At 73.4% G+C, this 15,722-nt stretch carries 18 protein-coding genes; 6 read left to right on the top strand and 12 right to left on the bottom strand.

The window, feature by feature from the left end; translation table 11 throughout:
- Window positions 1–46 precede the first annotated feature (46 nt).
- Window positions 47–214 carry a DUF3117 domain-containing protein gene (locus tag AB4039_RS31560; protein ID WP_003966491.1) on the bottom strand — a complete coding sequence of 56 codons (168 nt, stop codon included), beginning with the start codon at window positions 212–214 and terminating at the stop codon, window positions 47–49.
- A 332-nt stretch (window positions 215–546) separates the two neighbouring features.
- Between AB4039_RS31560 and AB4039_RS31555 the strand changes: the two genes are divergently transcribed.
- Window positions 547–1,350, top strand: a complete 804-nt coding sequence (locus tag AB4039_RS31555; protein WP_266842074.1) for an enoyl-CoA hydratase-related protein — start codon at window positions 547–549, stop codon at window positions 1,348–1,350.
- Window positions 1,351–1,372: 22 nt separating this feature from the next.
- Here AB4039_RS31555 and AB4039_RS31550 read toward each other — a convergent pair whose 3' ends face one another.
- Together AB4039_RS31550 and AB4039_RS31545 are read right to left on the bottom strand one after the other, a co-directional pair.
- A complete protein-coding gene (locus AB4039_RS31550; protein ID WP_442272384.1) occupies window positions 1,373–1,954 on the bottom strand; it encodes a DNA-3-methyladenine glycosylase I in 582 nt (193 codons plus the stop codon).
- Window positions 1,951–2,301, bottom strand: a complete 351-nt coding sequence (locus AB4039_RS31545) for a DivIVA domain-containing protein (RefSeq protein WP_442272383.1) — start codon at window positions 2,299–2,301, stop codon at window positions 1,951–1,953. The genes AB4039_RS31550 and AB4039_RS31545 overlap by 4 nt, the downstream gene beginning before the upstream one ends.
- Before the next feature lie 82 nt (window positions 2,302–2,383).
- Here AB4039_RS31545 and folP point away from each other — a divergent pair, with 82 nt between their 5' ends.
- Entirely contained in the window at window positions 2,384–3,244 is an 861-nt protein-coding gene (folP, locus tag AB4039_RS31540) for a dihydropteroate synthase (RefSeq protein ID WP_266842071.1), read from the top strand.
- A 79-nt stretch (window positions 3,245–3,323) separates the two neighbouring features.
- Here folP and AB4039_RS31535 read toward each other — a convergent pair whose 3' ends face one another.
- Together AB4039_RS31535 and dapE are read right to left on the bottom strand one after the other, a co-directional pair.
- A complete protein-coding gene (locus AB4039_RS31535; RefSeq protein WP_266842069.1) occupies window positions 3,324–4,082 on the bottom strand; it encodes a TIGR00730 family Rossman fold protein in 759 nt (252 codons plus the stop codon).
- A 64-nt stretch (window positions 4,083–4,146) separates the two neighbouring features.
- Window positions 4,147–5,226 carry a succinyl-diaminopimelate desuccinylase gene (dapE, locus tag AB4039_RS31530; protein WP_266842067.1) on the bottom strand — a complete coding sequence of 360 codons (1,080 nt, stop codon included), beginning with the start codon at window positions 5,224–5,226 and terminating at the stop codon, window positions 4,147–4,149.
- A gap of 87 nt (window positions 5,227–5,313) precedes the next feature.
- On the opposite strand from dapE, the gene AB4039_RS31525 reads away from it, so the two are divergent.
- Both AB4039_RS31525 and AB4039_RS31520 read left to right on the top strand, forming a co-directional pair.
- Entirely contained in the window at window positions 5,314–6,282 is a 969-nt protein-coding gene (locus tag AB4039_RS31525; protein WP_442272382.1) for a hypothetical protein, read from the top strand.
- 230 nt (window positions 6,283–6,512) lie between these two features.
- A complete protein-coding gene (locus AB4039_RS31520; RefSeq protein WP_266842063.1) occupies window positions 6,513–6,905 on the top strand; it encodes an ATP-binding protein in 393 nt (130 codons plus the stop codon).
- Window positions 6,906–6,978: 73 nt separating this feature from the next.
- Here AB4039_RS31520 and dapC read toward each other — a convergent pair whose 3' ends face one another.
- Both dapC and fdxA read right to left on the bottom strand, forming a co-directional pair.
- Entirely contained in the window at window positions 6,979–8,073 is a 1,095-nt protein-coding gene (gene dapC / locus AB4039_RS31515) for a succinyldiaminopimelate transaminase (RefSeq protein WP_266842062.1), read from the bottom strand.
- Between the two features lie 95 nt (window positions 8,074–8,168).
- Window positions 8,169–8,498 carry a ferredoxin gene (gene fdxA / locus AB4039_RS31510; protein ID WP_030226044.1) on the bottom strand — a complete coding sequence of 110 codons (330 nt, stop codon included), beginning with the start codon at window positions 8,496–8,498 and terminating at the stop codon, window positions 8,169–8,171.
- Window positions 8,499–8,614: 116 nt separating this feature from the next.
- Here fdxA and AB4039_RS31505 point away from each other — a divergent pair, with 116 nt between their 5' ends.
- Together AB4039_RS31505 and AB4039_RS31500 are read left to right on the top strand one after the other, a co-directional pair.
- Entirely contained in the window at window positions 8,615–9,610 is a 996-nt protein-coding gene (locus tag AB4039_RS31505) for a GNAT family N-acetyltransferase (protein WP_442272381.1), read from the top strand.
- On the top strand, window positions 9,607–10,398 hold the full coding sequence (locus tag AB4039_RS31500; protein WP_266842058.1) for a transglutaminase-like domain-containing protein: 792 nt from the start codon (window positions 9,607–9,609) through the stop codon (window positions 10,396–10,398). The genes AB4039_RS31505 and AB4039_RS31500 overlap by 4 nt, the downstream gene beginning before the upstream one ends.
- A gap of 114 nt (window positions 10,399–10,512) precedes the next feature.
- Here the strand turns inward: AB4039_RS31500 and AB4039_RS31495 are convergent, their stop codons facing one another.
- The 5 genes from AB4039_RS31495 to AB4039_RS31475 form a co-directional block, all read right to left on the bottom strand.
- Entirely contained in the window at window positions 10,513–11,133 is a 621-nt protein-coding gene (locus tag AB4039_RS31495) for a response regulator transcription factor (RefSeq protein WP_266842056.1), read from the bottom strand.
- Window positions 11,130–12,317 (bottom strand): sensor histidine kinase, encoded by a 1,188-nt coding sequence (locus AB4039_RS31490; protein WP_266842055.1) that lies wholly within the window; start codon window positions 12,315–12,317, stop codon window positions 11,130–11,132. Before AB4039_RS31490 ends, AB4039_RS31495 begins: the two co-directional genes overlap by 4 nt.
- A 7-nt stretch (window positions 12,318–12,324) precedes the next feature.
- On the bottom strand, window positions 12,325–13,077 hold the full coding sequence (locus AB4039_RS31485; RefSeq protein WP_266842053.1) for an ABC transporter permease: 753 nt from the start codon (window positions 13,075–13,077) through the stop codon (window positions 12,325–12,327).
- Window positions 13,074–14,018: an ABC transporter ATP-binding protein gene (locus AB4039_RS31480; protein ID WP_266842051.1), complete on the bottom strand. Its 945-nt coding sequence runs from the start codon at window positions 14,016–14,018 to the stop codon at window positions 13,074–13,076. Before AB4039_RS31480 ends, AB4039_RS31485 begins: the two co-directional genes overlap by 4 nt.
- A 217-nt stretch (window positions 14,019–14,235) precedes the next feature.
- The coding region (locus tag AB4039_RS31475; RefSeq protein WP_442272380.1) for a hypothetical protein at window positions 14,236–15,722 on the bottom strand (1,487 nt) is incomplete at its 5' end.

The following is a 15,722-nucleotide window of genomic DNA, read 5'->3' as shown; positions in this document are numbered from 1 at the left end:
GCGCGGAGCGGCCGGGGCGGTGCAGAGATCAGATGGTGCCGACGCTTCAGCCGACGACCTTCTTCAGGGCGTCACCCAGGGCGTCCGCTTCGTCGGGAGTCAGCTCGACGACGAGCCGACCGCCGCCCTCAAGCGGTACGCGCATGACGATGCCCCGCCCCTCCTTGGTGACCTCGAGCGGGCCGTCGCCCGTCCGCGGCTTCATGGCCGCCATGCTCGTTCCCCTTCCTGAAACCAGCTCATCGTCAGCCGACGGCCCCGTTCAGGCGCCTAGTACCCGGCATCGAACACATTGCTTCCCAGCCATTATCCCGCATGTCAGGACCCGATGACCAACATCGGCCGGGAACGCTTGCGCAACGCGCTCGACCAAAACCACTCATTTCGGGGATCCGCCTGCGATACTTCGCCGCTGCTCCCGGCGGACGGGCTCCGCTTTGTTTGACGCACATCACATGCCCGCCCCCGGCCGCGTCCGCCATGCTGACCCTTGGACCGGCCGGTACCGGCCGGTAGCCAAGCCCGCGACGAAGGGGGACCCCCGCCATGGCCGACAGCGTGCTCTACGAAGTGAGCGACGGACTAGCGACCGTCACGATCAACCGGCCCGACGCGATGAACGCCATGAACACGGAGACGAAGGTCGCCCTGCGCGACGCGCTCCGGGCCGCCGGCGCCGACACCGCGGTGCGGGCGGTCCTGCTGACCGCCGCCGGGACCCGGGCCTTCTGCGTGGGCCAGGACCTCAAGGAGCACATCGGCAACCTCGCGGCGGACCGCGAGCACGGCTCCTCCCTGACGATGAGCACCGTCGCCGAGCACTACAACCCGATCGTGCGGGCCATCACCGAGATGCCCAAGCCGGTGGTGGCGGGCGTGAACGGGGTCGCGGCCGGGGCCGGCTTCGGCTTCGCGCTGGCGGCGGACTTCCGCGTCGTCGCGGACACGGCCTCCTTCAACACCTCCTTCGCCGGGGTGGCCCTGACCGCCGACTCCGGGGTCTCCTGGACCCTCCCCCGCCTGATCGGCGCCTCCCGCGCCGGCGATCTGCTCCTGTTCCCCCGCTCGGTGAAGGCGCAGGAGGCGTTCGAGCTGGGCATCGCGAACCGGCTCGTCCCGGCGGAGTCCCTGCACGCGGAGGCGGAGGCCGTCGCCCGTACCCTCGCCTCGGGCCCCACGGTGGCCTACGCGGCCCTGAAGGAGTCCCTGGCGTACGGGGCCGCCCGCTCGCTCCCCGAGGCCCTGGAGCGCGAGGACGCGCTCCAGACCCGCGCGGGTGCCTCCGAGGACCACTCCATCGCCGTCCAGGCCTTCCTCGCGAAGCAGCCGCCGCGGTACCTGGGCCGCTGACCGCCGGCCCCGCGGCGGCCGGCTACGCCCCGCGGGAGACGCAGCCCGCGAGGTGGTCGTCGACCAGGCCGCACGCCTGCATCAGGGCGTAGGCGGTGGTCGGTCCGACGAATCGGATGCCCGCCTTCTTGAGGGCCTTGGCCAGGGCCGTGGACTCGGGGGTCACCGCCGGCACGTCGGCGGTGTCCTCCGGGGCCGGGCCCGGCTTCTCCGGGGCGTGGGACCAGATCAGCGCGTCCAGCTCCCCCGGCCGCCAGCCGGCCAGGACCTTGGCGTTGGCGAGGGTGGCCTCGATCTTGGCCCGGTTGCGGATGATGCCCTCGTCGGCGAGGAGCCGTTCGGCGTCCTCGGGTCCGAAGCGGGCGACCGCCGCGATCTCGAAGTCCGCGAAGGCCTTACGGAACCCCTCGCGCCGGCGCAGGATCGTCAGCCAGGACAGCCCGGACTGGAAGGCCTCCAGGCACAGTCGCTCGTACAGGGCGTCGTCCCCGTGGACCGGCTTGCCCCACTCGGTGTCGTGGTAGGCCACGTAGTCCTCCGTGGACAGCCCCCACGGGCAGCGCAGTCCGCCGTCGGGCCCGGCGACCGGGCCGCCGCCGCTCACCGCTCGTCCTTGGTGAGGTCGATCCGGCCGGCGGGCTCCGGGGCGCCGGCCGGCCCGTGCGGCGCGGCGGCGGCCGTCAGCTCGGCGATCCTGGCGTCCCGCTCGGCCAGCTCGGCCCCGAGCCGGTCCAGTACGTCGTCCACCTCGGCCATCCGGTAGCCGCGCGGCGCGACCGGCAGCCGCAGGGCGTCGATGTCGGCCCGCACCACCGGCCGGCTCTCCGGGAGTCCGTCGGCCACCCGGTCCGGTTCGGCGTCGGGCAGTACGGCTTCCGCGCCTCCGCCGACCACCGCGAGGGTGACCGCGGCCACGACCACGACCAGCGCGATCAGCAAGAACCAGAACACGATCAACTCCCCTGAGAGACTCCGGCCACCAGGTTAAGGTCGCAGACGAGGCGCGAGGGTCGCCGAAGGAGGAAAGAGCAGGATGCTGCGACTGGGCAGGCGCGAGTTCGACCCCCACGAGCCGGTGATCATGGCCATCGTGAACCGGACCCCGGACTCCTTCTACGACCAGGGCGCGACCTTCCGCGACGAGCCCGCGCTGGACCGCGTCGAGCGTGCCGTGGCCGAGGGCGCCGCGATCATCGACATCGGCGGGGTCAAGGCCGGTCCCGGCGAGCACGTGGACGCCGCCGAGGAGGCCCGGCGCACGGTCGGCTTCGTCGCGGAGGTGCGCCGCCGCCACCCGGACGTGGTGATCAGCGTGGACACCTGGCGGCACGAGGTCGGCGAGGCCGTGTGCGAGGCCGGGGCGGACGTGCTGAACGACGCGTGGGGCGGGGTGGACCCCAGGCTGGCGGAGGTCGCCGCACGTCACGGCGCGGGCATCGTCTGCACCCACGCGGGCGGGGTCGAGCCGCGGACCCGGCCGCACCGGACCTCGTACGAGGACGTCATGGAGGACATCCTGCGCGTCACGGTCGGGCTCGCGGAGCGGGCGGCGGCGCTGGGCGTCCCCCGGGAGTCGATCATGATCGACCCGGGTCACGACTTCGGGAAGAACACCCGGCACTCGCTGGAGGCGACCCGTCGGCTGTCGGAGATGACGGACACCGGCTGGCCGGTGCTGGTCTCCCTGTCGAACAAGGACTTCGTCGGCGAGACCCTCGACAAGCCGGTCAAGGAACGCCTGCTGGGAACGCTGGCCACCACGGCCGTGTCCGCCTGGCTCGGCGCCCGGGTGTACCGCGTCCACGAGGTCGCGGAGACCAAGCAGATCCTCGACATGGTGGCCTCGATCCAGGGCCACCGCCCTCCGGCCGTCGCCCGCCGCGGCCTGGCCTGAGGGCCTCCCCGGCCGGTCCCGCGGGCGTCCGCGGCCGGGCCGTCCCCGCGCGGTCTCCCGCCCGGGGACGGTGCGGGAGCTACTTCCCGACTTCCTTCGTCACCAGCGCGATCGCCTCGTCCACGTCGTCCGTGACGTGGAAGAGGTAGAGGTCCTTCTCCGAGGCCTTGCCCTGCGCGATGACCGTGTTGCGCAGCCAGTCGATCAGACCGCTCCAGTACTCCGTGCCGAACAGCACGATCGGGAACCGGGTGATCTTCTGGGTCTGCACCAGGGTCAGGGCCTCGAACATCTCGTCCAGGGTGCCGAGACCGCCCGGCAGCACCACGAACCCCTGGCTGTACTTCACGAACATCGTCTTGCGGACGAAGAAGTACCGGAAGTTCAGACCGAGATCGACGTGCTGGTTGAGCCCCTGCTCGAAGGGGAGCTCGATGCCCAGGCCGACGGAGATGCCGTTCGCCTCGCGGGCGCCCTTGTTGGCCGCCTCCATGGCACCGGGGCCGCCGCCGGTGATGACGGCGAAGCCGGCGTCCACGAGCGCGCGCCCGATCCGTACGCCCGCCTCGTACTCCGGCGAGTCCACCGGAGTGCGGGCCGACCCGAACACGCTGATCGCGGGCGGCAGCTCGGCGAGCGTGCCGAAGCCCTCGATGAACTCCGACTGGATGCGCAGGACCCGCCAGGGATCGGTGTGCACCCACTCGGAGGGTCCGGCCGAGTCCAGCAGCCGCTGGTCCGTCGTACTGCCCGCCTGGACCTGTCCCCGCCTGCGCAGCACCGGCCCGAGCTGCTGCTCCTCCGGCTTGCGACGGGACGAACCTTCAGGGTTGCCCATGATGTGCTCCCTCCTGCTGATCGTTGGATCAGGTTAGGCGCACGAAGGTGACGGGAGGTGGAATTCAGGAGGTCAGCCAGGCACGGAGTCGTTCCTCGCAGTGCAGGATCGCCTTCGTCTCGACGCGTTCGTCGACCTTGTGGGCCAGCAGGGCGTCGCCCGGACCGTAGTTCACCGCCGGGACGCCGAGCGCGCTGAAGCGGGACACGTCCGTCCAGCCGAACTTGGGCATGGCGTGGCCTCCGACGGCCTCCATGAAGGCCGCGGCGGCCGGGTGGGAGAGGCCGGGAAGGGCGCCGGGGGACGAGTCGTCGACGACGAACTCGTCGATCCCGCAGTCGGCGAAGACCTCCCGTACGTGGGCCAGCGCGTCGGCCTCGCTGCGGTCGGGGGCGTAGCGGAAGTTCACCGTCACCGTGCAGCCGTCGGGGATGACGTTGTTGGCGACGCCGCCCTCGATCCGGACCGCGTTGAGGCCCTCGTGGAACTCCAGGCCGTCGATGACCGGCCTGCGGGGCTCGTACGCGGCCAGCTTCGCCAGGATCGGGCCCGCGGCGTGGATGGCGTTGGCGCCCATCCAGCTGCGGGCGGAGTGCGCGCGCTCGCCCTTGGTGCGGAGCAGGACGCGCAGGGTGCCCTGGCAGCCGCCCTCGACCTCGGCGTTGGAGGGCTCCAGCAGGACGGCGAAGTCGCCGGTCAGCCAGTCGGGGTGGGCCGCGGCGACCTTGCCGAGGCCGTTGAGGTCGGCGGCGACCTCTTCCTGGTCGTAGAAGACGAAGGTGAGGTCGCGGTTGGGCTCGGGGACGGTCGCCGCGATCCTCAGCTGCACGGCGACCCCGGACTTCATGTCCGTGGTGCCGCAGCCCCACAGGACGTCGTTCTCGTCCAGTCGGGACGGCACGTTGTCGGCGATCGGCACGGTGTCGAGGTGGCCGGCGAGTACGACGCGCTCGCCGCGGCCGAGGTGCGTACGGGCGACGACGTTGTTGCCGTGGCGGTCGACGGTCAGGTGCGCGAGGCCGCGCAGCGCGTTCTCCACGAGGTCGGCGAGTGCCTTCTCGTCGCCGCTCACGGATGGGATGTCGACGAGGCGGGCGGTCAGCTCGGCAGCGTCCAGGGTGAGGTCCAGCTCGGATTCGGACATGGACCCGACCCTAACGCCCCGGGATGCGCCGGAACGGGGTCCGTCCGGTCACTGGACGCGTCGAACGGCTCAAGTACGGTGGGCCGCGTGTCCGAGACCGATCGCTCCCGTCCCCGCCGCCGCAGGCCGCTCCGCGTGGCCCTGGGTCTGGCCGTCCTGCTCGCGGTGGCCGGGTACTTCGCCGCGCAGCGGTCCTCCACCGGTGGCGGCGCCCCGCACTGCAAGGTCACGGCGACCGGCGCGGGCGCAGCCTCCCCGGGCACCGTGCAGACGTACGAGATGACTCCCGAACAGGCAGCCAACGCGGCGACGATAGCCGCCGTCGGGATCTCCAAGGGGCTGCCGGACCGGGCGGTGACCATCGCGCTGGCGACCGCGATGCAGGAGTCGGCGCTGCGCAACCTCGACCACGGCGACCGGGACTCGCTGGGCCTGTTCCAGCAGCGGCCCTCGCAGGGCTGGGGCACCCCGCAGCAGATCATGGACCCGGTGTACTCGGCGGGGATCTTCTACGACCGGCTCGCCGAGATCAAGGGGTACACGCGGCTGCCGCTGACGGTGGCCGCGCAGAAGGTGCAGCTCAGCGGCTTCCCGCAGGCCTACGCGAAGCACGAGCCGGACGCCACGGTCCTGACGGCCGCCTTCGGCGAGAGCGGTACGCCGGCCACGTTGACCTGCTCGGGCCCGGCCCCGCAGCCGGGCGACCCCGAGAGGGTCCGCGCGGAGCTGACCCGGGCCTTCGGCGCGGAGGCCCTGGGCGGCGCCCGCGCCGGCGCCGCGGCGGGCCGCACGAGGCCGGGCACGGTCCCGGAGGCCGAGGTCTCGCTGCGGCTGCGCAAGGACGGCGGGCCGGGCGAGGCGCGCCGGGGCCGGGCGATGGCCCACTGGGCGGTGGCCCGTTCGAGCGAGCTGGGGATCGCCCGGGTCTCGTACGGCACCTCCCGCTGGACGGCGGGCGGCGAAGGGGGCGCCTGGCGGCCGCGGAGCGCGGGCGGGACGGACCCGTACGACCCGGCGCCGGACGAGGTGCGGATCTTCGTCGCCCGCCGGGGCTGACGCGGGAACCGCCCGTGCGTACGGGACCTCACCCGTGCGGGGGTGGCCGGGCGGCCGGGCCGGGCGGGCCGAAAGCGGACTGAAGGCCTGGTGGGCGCGCATCCAATGCGTTTGTCGCGGAAGCCGATTAAACGATGCGTTACTGATCCTTTACCCGCCGGGTCCGCAACTCCACCCACCCCGGCAGCGGTTGTACACGGCGTACGCAGCCGCTACCGCTTAGGAGCATCATGTCCCTCCCCCTGACCCGCCGGATCGCCCGCGCCGCGCTTCTCCTCGCAGCCGGAACCGCTCCCGTGGTCGGTGCGGCCGGCGCGGCCAGTGCCGCGGGCCTGGAGTCCGTGCCGCAGCTGGGCGCACTCACCGCGCCGGACGCCTCCGCCGCCACCGAGGCGGCGGGCGCCGTGACCGGGGCCGTCCCCGCCGCCACCGAGGCCGTCCCGGCGGCCGCCCCCGCCGCCGCCGTGGCGGACGGTGCCGGCGGGATGCTGGGCGGGCTGCCGGTGGCCGGGCAGCTGCCGGTCAAGGACCTGCCCGTGAAGGACCTGCCGGTGAAGGACCTGCCGGTCGGCCAGCTGCCGGTGAGCACCCTGCCCGTCGGCCAGCTCCCGCTCGGGGGCTGACCCGCACGGAACGCCGAAGGGGCCGGGAGTGAGCACTCCCGGCCCCTTCGGGCCGTCACGGGGCGGCGGGGCCTCAGCCCAGGCGCTTGACCGCGGCCTCGACCCGCTCGTCGGTGGCGGTGAAGGCCACGCGGACGAAGTTCGCGCCGGCCTCGCCGTAGAAGTCGCCCGGCGCGACCAGGATGCCGAGGCCGGCGAGGTGGGCGACGGTGTCCCAGCAGGGCTCGTCGCGGGTCACCCACAGGTAGAGGCTGGCCTCGCTGTGCTCGACCCGGAAGCCGTGCGCCTCCAGGGCCGTGCGCAGCGCCTCGCGGCGGGCGGCGTAGCGGCCGCGCTGCTCCTCGACGTGGGCGTCGTCGCCGAGCGCCGCGACGACGGCGGCCTGGACGGGGGCGGCGGTCATCATGCCGCCGTGCTTGCGGATCTCCAGCAGTTCGCCGAGTACGGCGGCGTCACCGGCGATGAAGGCGGCCCGGTACCCGGCCAGGTTGGAGCGCTTGGAGAGCGAGTGGACGGCCACGATGCCCTCGTAGGAGCCGCCGCAGACCTCGTCGTGCAGGACGGAGACGGGCTCGGCCTCCCAGCCGAGTTCCAGGTAGCACTCGTCGCTGAAGAGCAGGATGCCGTGCTCGCGCGCCCAGGCGACGACCCGGATCAGCTCCTCCTTGGAGAGGACCCTTCCGGTCGGGTTGGACGGGGAGTTGAGCCACAGGAGCTTCACGCCGGCCGGGTCGAGCTCGGTCGGGTCGTCGTAGACCACGGCCTCGGCGCCGCACAGCCGCGCGCCGACCTCGTACGTCGGGTAGGCCAGGCGCGGGTAGGCCACCTTGTCGCCGGCGCCGAGGCCCAGCTGGGTCGGCAGCCAGGCGACCAGTTCCTTGGAACCCACCACGGGCAGGACGTTGCGGTGCCCGGCGGCGCTCGCGCCGAGCCGGCCGCGGAGCCAGCCGGTGATGGCGTCGCGCAGGGCGGGCGTCCCCCATACCGTCGGGTAGCCCGGGGAGTCCGCGGCGCCGATCAGGGCGCGCTGGATCAGCTCCGGAACCGGGTCCACGGGCGTACCGACGGAGAGGTCGACGATGCCGTCCGCATGGGCCGCCGCCGTGGCCTTGTACGGCTCCAGCTTGTCCCAGGGGAAGGCGGGAAGACGGTCGGATACTGCGGCCACGGTGGTCTCTGCTCTCTGTGGGAAGCGGGAAAACGGCTCGGTCCCGTGCGGCGGGAGTGCCGTACGGGACCGAGAGGCGCGTCTGCCGTGAACGGTCAGTGCTCGCCGTTGATGTCGGCAGGCAGTGCGGCGACGAAGGGGTGGTCCCGCTCGATCAGACCGAGCTTGGAGGCACCACCGGGCGAACCGAGCTCGTCGAAGAACTCGACGTTCGCCTTGTAGTAGTCCTTCCACTCCTCCGGGGTGTCATCTTCGTAGAAGATGGCCTCGACCGGACAGACCGGCTCACACGCGCCGCAGTCGACGCACTCGTCCGGGTGGATGTACAAGGACCGCTGGCCCTCGTAGATGCAGTCGACGGGGCATTCTTCGATGCATGCCTTGTCCTTGACGTCGACACAAGGCTCCGCGATGACGTAGGTCACGCTCTCGTTCCTCCTCGGTAGGGCTTTCCATTCGCGCGGGAGCGCGGCGTCGTCGATGCCCGCACCTAGTATCTCCGTTCCCGGGCACGATCCGAACAGGAGGGGCGGACAGAGCTGTGGAAATCACTGCCGGTGGGCTGCTGGAGATCCGTATCACCCCGGCTGACGTGGGTAAACGAGTCTCTGTACGACGGGTGGAGGGCGAGGCTGGGGTACCCCCTGTCTTCTCGGACGCCGTCGGCGTTCTCACATCCTGGAAGGAGGGTGTGCTGACGATCACACGCAAGGACGGCGTGTCCGTCCGCATCCCGGAATCCTCGCTGGTAGCGGGCAAGGTCGTGCCCCCGGCACCGGCCCGCCGACGGGGTCCGGCGGCCTCCTTCGAGGAGCTCGCGAGGGTCACGGCGCGGGCCTGGCTGCCGCTGGAGAGCGAGCGGCTGGGCGAGTGGACCCTGCGGGCCGCCGAGGGGTTCACCCGGCGGGCCAACTCGGTCCTCCCGCTCGGCGACCCCGGGATACCCCTGGACGAAGCACTCGCGCGGGTGACCGCGTGGTACGCGGAGCGCGGGCTTCCGGCGTACGTGCAGGCGGCGACGGGCGCGGTCGGCACGCAGGAGCTGCTCTGCGCGGAGCTGGAGCGGCGGGGCTGGGTCAACGAGGTCTCCGCGGAGGTGCGGATCGGGGCGCTCGCGCCGGTCGGCGAGGCGGACGCGGACGAGGCGGCCTCGGCCGCGGTGACGCTGACGCGGACTCCGGACGAGGACTGGCTGGGCCGCTACGGCAAGGTCCGGGACCCGGGGCTGGCCCGGCGGATGCTGGTCGAGGGGCCGTCGGTGTGGTTCGCCTCGCTCGGCGGCGGCCGGGCCGTCGGGCGCATGGTGGTGGACGGGCGCTGGGCGGGCTTCGGCGCCGTGGCGGTCGACCCCGCACACCGGCGCCGGGGGCTCGCGACGGCCGTGATGGCGGTTCTGGCGCGGCGGGCGCTGGAGGAGGGCGCGTCGGCCGCGTGGCTCCAGGTGGAGACCGACAACCCGGGGGCCCGCGCCCTCTACGACGGGATGGGCTTCGCCACCCACCACGCCTACCACCACTTCCGGGAGGGCGGCCGGTGAGCGCGGCGACGCGGGAGCTGTTCGCGGCGGAGGCCCGCGCCGAGCGGCCGGACCTGGCGCAGTTGTGCCTGCTGCTGGCGGCGGAGGCCGACCCGGAGCTCGACGAACGGGTCATGGACTGGGCGCAGATCGAGCTGGACCGGCTCGCGGGGATGCTTCCGTACGGGCTGCGGGGGCCGCGGGCGTGGGCCTCGGCGGTGACGGAGCTGCTCGGCGGGCGGATGGGCTTCCACGGCACCCCGGCCGACTACGACCGGCTGTCGTCCTCGCTGCTGCACGAGGTGCTGCGGCGTCGGCGGGGGCTGCCGATCCTGCTGTCGGTGGTGTGGCTGGAGGTCGCCCGGCGGGCCGGGGCGCCGGTGTACGGGCTGGGGCTGCCGGGCCACTTCGTGATCGGCTTCGGGGATCCCGAGGAGGGGGTCGTCGTGGACCCGTTCGCGGGCGGGGCCTCGCTGGGCGCGGGCCCGGCGGAGCTGGCCGAGGGACCGCGGACGCCGGCCCGGACCCTGGACATCGTGCTGCGGATCCTGAACAACATCCGGGCGTGGGCCTCCTCGCGGCCCGAGCAGTCGGGGGTCGCGCTGTGGGCGCTGGACCTGGCGCTGCTGCTGCCGTCGCATCCGGCGAGGTTGCGCTACGAGCGGGCGCGGCTGCTGGTGGAGCGGGGGGCGTTCCGGGAGGGGGCGGGTGAGTTGGAGGCGTACGCGCGGGTGATGGACGCGGTGGACGTCGACGCCGCGGTACGGATCAGGGCGGAGGCCGTCTCGGCCCGCGCCCTGCTGAACTGAGCCTTCCCGGGGGACGTCGGTCGCCGGCGGGGCCGGATGGCCCGCAGGGCGATTCCGGCCCCGCCGGCGTTTGGGGCGCGGGGGCCCGGGGGCGGAGCGGCCGAAGGGGCCGGCCTAGAGCCAGCCCTTTTCGCGGGCCACGCGCACCGCTTCGGCCCGGTTGCGGGCCGCGAGCTTCTGGATGGCCGTCGAGAGGTAGTTGCGGACCGTGCCCTGCGACAGGTTGAGGCGGGCCGCCAGTTCGGCGTTGGTCGCGCCGAACTCCGCCTCCCGCAGGACCTCCCGCTCGCGGTCCGTCAGCGGGTTCGCGCCGTCCGCCAGGGCCGCCGCGGCGAGGGTGGGGTCGATGACGCGCTCCCCCGCCAGGACCTTGCGCACCGCGTCGGCGAGCTGCGCGGCCGGGGCGTCCTTGACCAGGAAGGCGGAGGCGCCCGCCTCCATCGCGCCGCGCAGGTAGCCGGGCCGGCCGAAGGTGGTCAGGACGACGATCTTGAGGGAGGGGTGGGACCGGCGGAGTTCCGCCGCGGCCTCGATGCCCGTCATGCCGGGCATCTCGATGTCCAGGAGCGCGACGTTCACGTCGTGGCTGCCGGCCGCGGCGACCACCTCGTCGCCCCGCGCGACCTGGGCCAGCACCTCGATGTCCGGCTCCAGCCCCAGCAGGGCGGCGAGGGCCTCGCGGACCATCGACTGGTCCTCGGCCAGCAGGATGCGGATGGGCGCGGCTGGGGTCATGAGGAGGATCCTAGGGGGACCCGGGCGCGCAGCCGGAAGCCGGTCTTGCCCGCGGGGCCCGCCGCCAGGGTGCCGCCGACGGCCTCCAGCCGTTCCGTCAGACCGGTCAGGCCGTTGCCGTGGGCGCTGGGGCCTCCGGCGCCGTCGTCGCGGACGGTCAGTTCCATGACCGGGCCCGCCAGCGTCTGACAGGCCTCCAGGGTGACGGTGCACCGTTTGGCCCCGCTGTGCCGGACGACGTTGGTGACGGCCTCGCGCAGCGACCAGGCCAGGGCCGACTCCGTATCCTCCTGGAGTTCCCCCGGGGCCTCGGTCGGCAGGTCGGCCGTCACCCCGGCGGCCGTCAGGGCCGTGCGGGCCCCGGCCAGTTCGCCGGGGAGCGTGGGGCGCCGGTAGCCGCTGACGGCCTCCCGTACGTCGACCAGCGCCTGCCGGCACACCTGCTCGATGTCCGCGACCTGCCGGGCGGCCCGGTCGGGGTGGTCCGGCAGCATCCGGCCCGCGAGTTCGCTCTTCAGCGTGATCAGCGACAGGGAGTGGCCCAGCAGGTCGTGCAGGTCGCGGGCCATCCGCAGGCGTTCCTCGTTGGCCGCGAGCTGGGCCACGGTGGCGCGGGCCTCGCGCAGTTCCATGGTGGTGCGCAGCATCGCCCGGACGCCGACCATCGCGAATCCGCCCATCAGGGCCGGGAGGAGCAGACCCACCAGGTAGTGGTCGCCGTCGGGCACCAGGAGGGCCGTCACGCTGAGCAGGGTGGTGGCGGCGGGAACGGTCCAGCGGGAGTACTCCCCGGGCAGGGCGGCGCCCGAGGAGATGGCCACGTAGACGAAGAGGACGAGCCATTCGCGGCCCAGGGCCAGGGACAGGACCGTGGCCAGGGCGGTGAGGACGCCGAGCGTGATCATGACCCGGCCCGGGAAGACCACGGGCCCGGCCCGCAGGACGAGGATCAGGTAGGCGACGACGAACGCGGCGAGGCCGAGGACACCGAGCGTCCGGGCCGCGGCGCCGTGTCCGCCGCGGACCAGGTCGAGGACGGGGGCGCTGAGGTAGAAGAGCCACAGCCCCGTCCAGAACAGCTTCACGAGGTGCTGGCGGCGGATCCCGGGCGGGATCCCGATGCGGATCCCGCCCGTCGTCCGCGTCGTGTCGGTGTCGTCGTGGTCGTCGACCGTCACTGCCATCTCTGCGTCACGCCTTCAGCGAGTCCTTGCGGTACAGCCAGGCGGCCGCACCGGTGAAGAGTACGAAGTACCCGGCGAGGATCGCCACGTCCTTGACGTGCGGTGCACTGCCCAGCTCGATCGCCTGGCCGAGGCCCGCGTAGGCGTGGGTGGGCAGCCACTCGCAGATGGTCTGGAGCCACTGCGGGAAGGCGGCGGTGGGCATCCACAGGCCGCCGAGGATCGAGAGGCCGAAGTAGAGCAGCATCGTGATGGGGCGGACGTTGTCCCCGCTGGCGCAGTAGCCGATGGCCACGCCCAGCGCGGCGAAGACCAGGCTGCCGGCCCAGATCGCGACGGTGAGGGCGAGCCACTGCCAGACCTCGAACCGGACGTCCTTGGCGACGGCGGCCACCACGAAGACGACCAGGATGGCGGGCAGGGAGAGCACGCCCGCGCTGGCGGTCTTGGCGAGGACGTATCCGCGGCCGGGCAGGGCGGTCAGGCGCAGCTGGCGGACCCAGCCCTTCTCCCGCTCCTTGGCGATGCGTTCGCTGTTGCCCACCAGGACGGCGGTCAGCGCGCCGAAGGAGGCCATGGCGACCATGTAGAAGGCGGGCATCGTCAGTTCGGTGCCCATGACCTTGGTCGTGCCGCTCAGGGTGCCGCCGAGCATCAGGAAGAGGGCGGCCGGGTACATCACGGTGAAGAACAGGTACTTCTTGTTGCGCAGGGCGCGAATGACCTCCAGCTTGATCAGCTGGTACGTTCCGGCGTTCATCGGTTGGCCTCCTCGGCCTCGGTGAGGGCGATGAAGGCCTGCTCCAGGCCGAGGCCCGCGACCTCCAGGTTCCTGGGGTAGAGGCCGAGCGCGTACACGGCGTGCACGGTCGCGTCGGCGTCGCTCGACTGGAGCTTGACGGTGGTGCCGTGCAGCTCGAAGCCCGTCAGGGCGGGCAGGGCGCGCAGCACCTGCTCGTCGACGCTGCCGTCGAGGTCGAAGGCGACCCGGCGGGCGCCGGCCTTCGCCTTGATCTCGGCGGCGCTGCCGTCGGCGAGGAGCCGGCCCTTGTTGAGGACCAGCACCCGGTCGGCGATGGCGTCCGCCTCTTCCAGGTAGTGGGTGGCGAACAGGACCGTGCGGCCCTGGGCGGCCTGTTCCCGCATGGTGGCCCAGAAGGCCTGGCGGGCGGTGACGTCCATGCCGGTGGTGGGCTCGTCGAGGACGATCAGGTCGTTGTGGCCCGCGGTGGCGAGGGCGAAGCGGACGCGCTGCTCCTGGCCGCCGGAGAGCTTGTTGACCATGCGGGAGGCGATCTCGGTGATGCCGGCGCGGTGCAGGACCTCGTCCACGGGGTGCGGGCGGGGGTGCAGGGAGCAGCCGAGGGCGACGAGTTCGCGGACGGACACCTCCTCCATCAGGCCGCCGCTCTGGAGCATCGCGCCGACCCGGCCGGCCGCGACGGCCTCGCGGGCGGTGGCGCCGAAGAGCCGGACCTCGCCGGAGTCCGGCGGGCGCAGCCCGAGGAGGAGGTCGAGGGTGGAGGACTTGCCGGCCCCGTTGGGGCCGAGGAGTGCGACGGTCTCACCCGGGTGGAGTTCCAGGGAGAGGCCGTCGACCGCGCGGACCTGGCCGTAGCTCTTGGTCACGTTCTGGAAGCTCACTACCGGGCCGGCCGTGGTGGCCGGTCCCGCGGAGTGCGCCGGGGTCGTCGTCGTCATGGATCGAGGATCGCCCGTACGGGGGTGTCTCCGGCAGTGTCGGCGGTCGTGACTGCCGCATGACGGATGTCATGCGGTCGGCATGACGCGGACGTGTGCGGACGCGGCGCGGCCGTCGTGCTGCCGTCGTGCTGCCGTCGTGCGGAGACGACCGCGGCCCCCTCCCGGGGACCGGGAAGGGGCCGTGCGTGCCGTGCGTGCCGTGCGTGCGGGACCGTCAGCCGGCGTTGGTCTCGATGGTGACGATCCGCTCGGCGGGGGTCTTGCCCACGAGCGCCTTGCCGAGGGCGCCGGCGACGTCCTGGGGGGTGACCGCGGTCTTCGCGCCGGTCCCCCGCGTGATCATGACCCCGTCGAAGGTGTTCCCGTAGGTCGCCTTCAGGGCCTCCAGGTCGTACTTCTCGACGAGGTGGCCGTCCACGGCGGTCATGCTGAGGATCTTGGGCAGGGACCTGGCACCGAAGGGCAGGCTCTTGCCGCCCGCCTTGACGGTGGCGGGGGCGGACATCGCCGGCTCCGCGAACTCCTTCATCGCCCGGTTCAGTTCCGCCTCGGTGACGGTGGGTTCCTTGGTGGCGGTGGGGAGTTCGACCGCGCCGGCCTTGCCGGTGCCGACCAGCTCGCGGAAGGCCTTGGTGACCTTGTCCACGGAGCCGTCGACGTCGAGGCTGGTGCCCGCCTTGCCGGGGACCGCGACGGCCTTGCCCGTGTCGAACTTGATGGTGCCCTCGGTGGACGAGCCGGCGGTGCCGGCGAGCTCCTGCAGGGCGACCCGCAGCTTCTCCTCGTCGACGGGCATGACCGCCTCGGCGGTGCGCTCGACGCCGAAGAGCGAGCCGATGACCGTGACGGGGTTGTAGTCGCTGCCCGCCGCGTTGCGGACCGTGGTCTGACTGTCGAGGGTCAGACCGGCCTTCTCGGGCTTCAGCTCGACCTGCTTGCCGCCCACGCTGAGCTGCAGCGGGGCCGCGGCGCGGGTGCCGAAGGCGGTCTGGAGCTTGGTGACGGCGTCGTCGCGGCTGCCGCTGATGTCGACGCCGAGGACGGTGGTGCCCTTGGGGACGTCGGAGTGGTTCAGCAGCAGTCCGGCGCCGTAGACCGCGCCGGCGAGGACGACGACGGCACCGCCGAGGAGGGCCACCTTGGAGCGGCCCTTCTTGGCGGGCGCGGCCGGGGCGGCGGACTTGCCAGCCTTGCCCGCCTTGCCCGGCTTCGCGGGCTTCGCCTGCTTCTTGCCCGCCGGGCCGGGCGGGGGCACCGGGACGGTCTGCCGCGGCGGCTGCGGACCGGGCGGCGGGGTGACCGGGCCGGGCGCCGGGGTGATGGGGCCGGGCTTCTGGACCGGGGCCGGGAAGTCCATGGCCTCGGGGCCGGGCCAGCGCGGCTCCTCGGCCCCCACGGGTACGGTGCCCAGCGCGGGCCCGCCCGTCGGCCCGTCGGGCGCGTCGAAGACCGGGAACGCCTCCGTGCCGGGACCCGTGTCGAACTCCGGGTACGCGGGCGCGGGGGCGCCGACGCCGGGACCTCCGACGGCCGGGGCGGGGGCGAACCCGGCGCCGCTGCCGTGCGGGGCCGGGGGCTGGACCGGGCCCTGGAGGCGGCCGGGGAGCGGCGGGGGCGCGAAGCCCGCACCGGCGGACGGGGCGGCCGGGGGCGCGGTGGAACCGTAGCTGGCGCCCGTCGGCGCGGGGGCCGGGGCGGACG

Source organism: Streptomyces sp. M-16 (assembly GCF_052114405.1).
Lineage (GTDB): Bacteria > Actinomycetota > Actinomycetes > Streptomycetales > Streptomycetaceae > Streptomyces.
The sequence above is the reverse complement of the archived record's forward strand: the minus strand, read 5'-3'. Positions and strand labels throughout refer to the sequence as shown.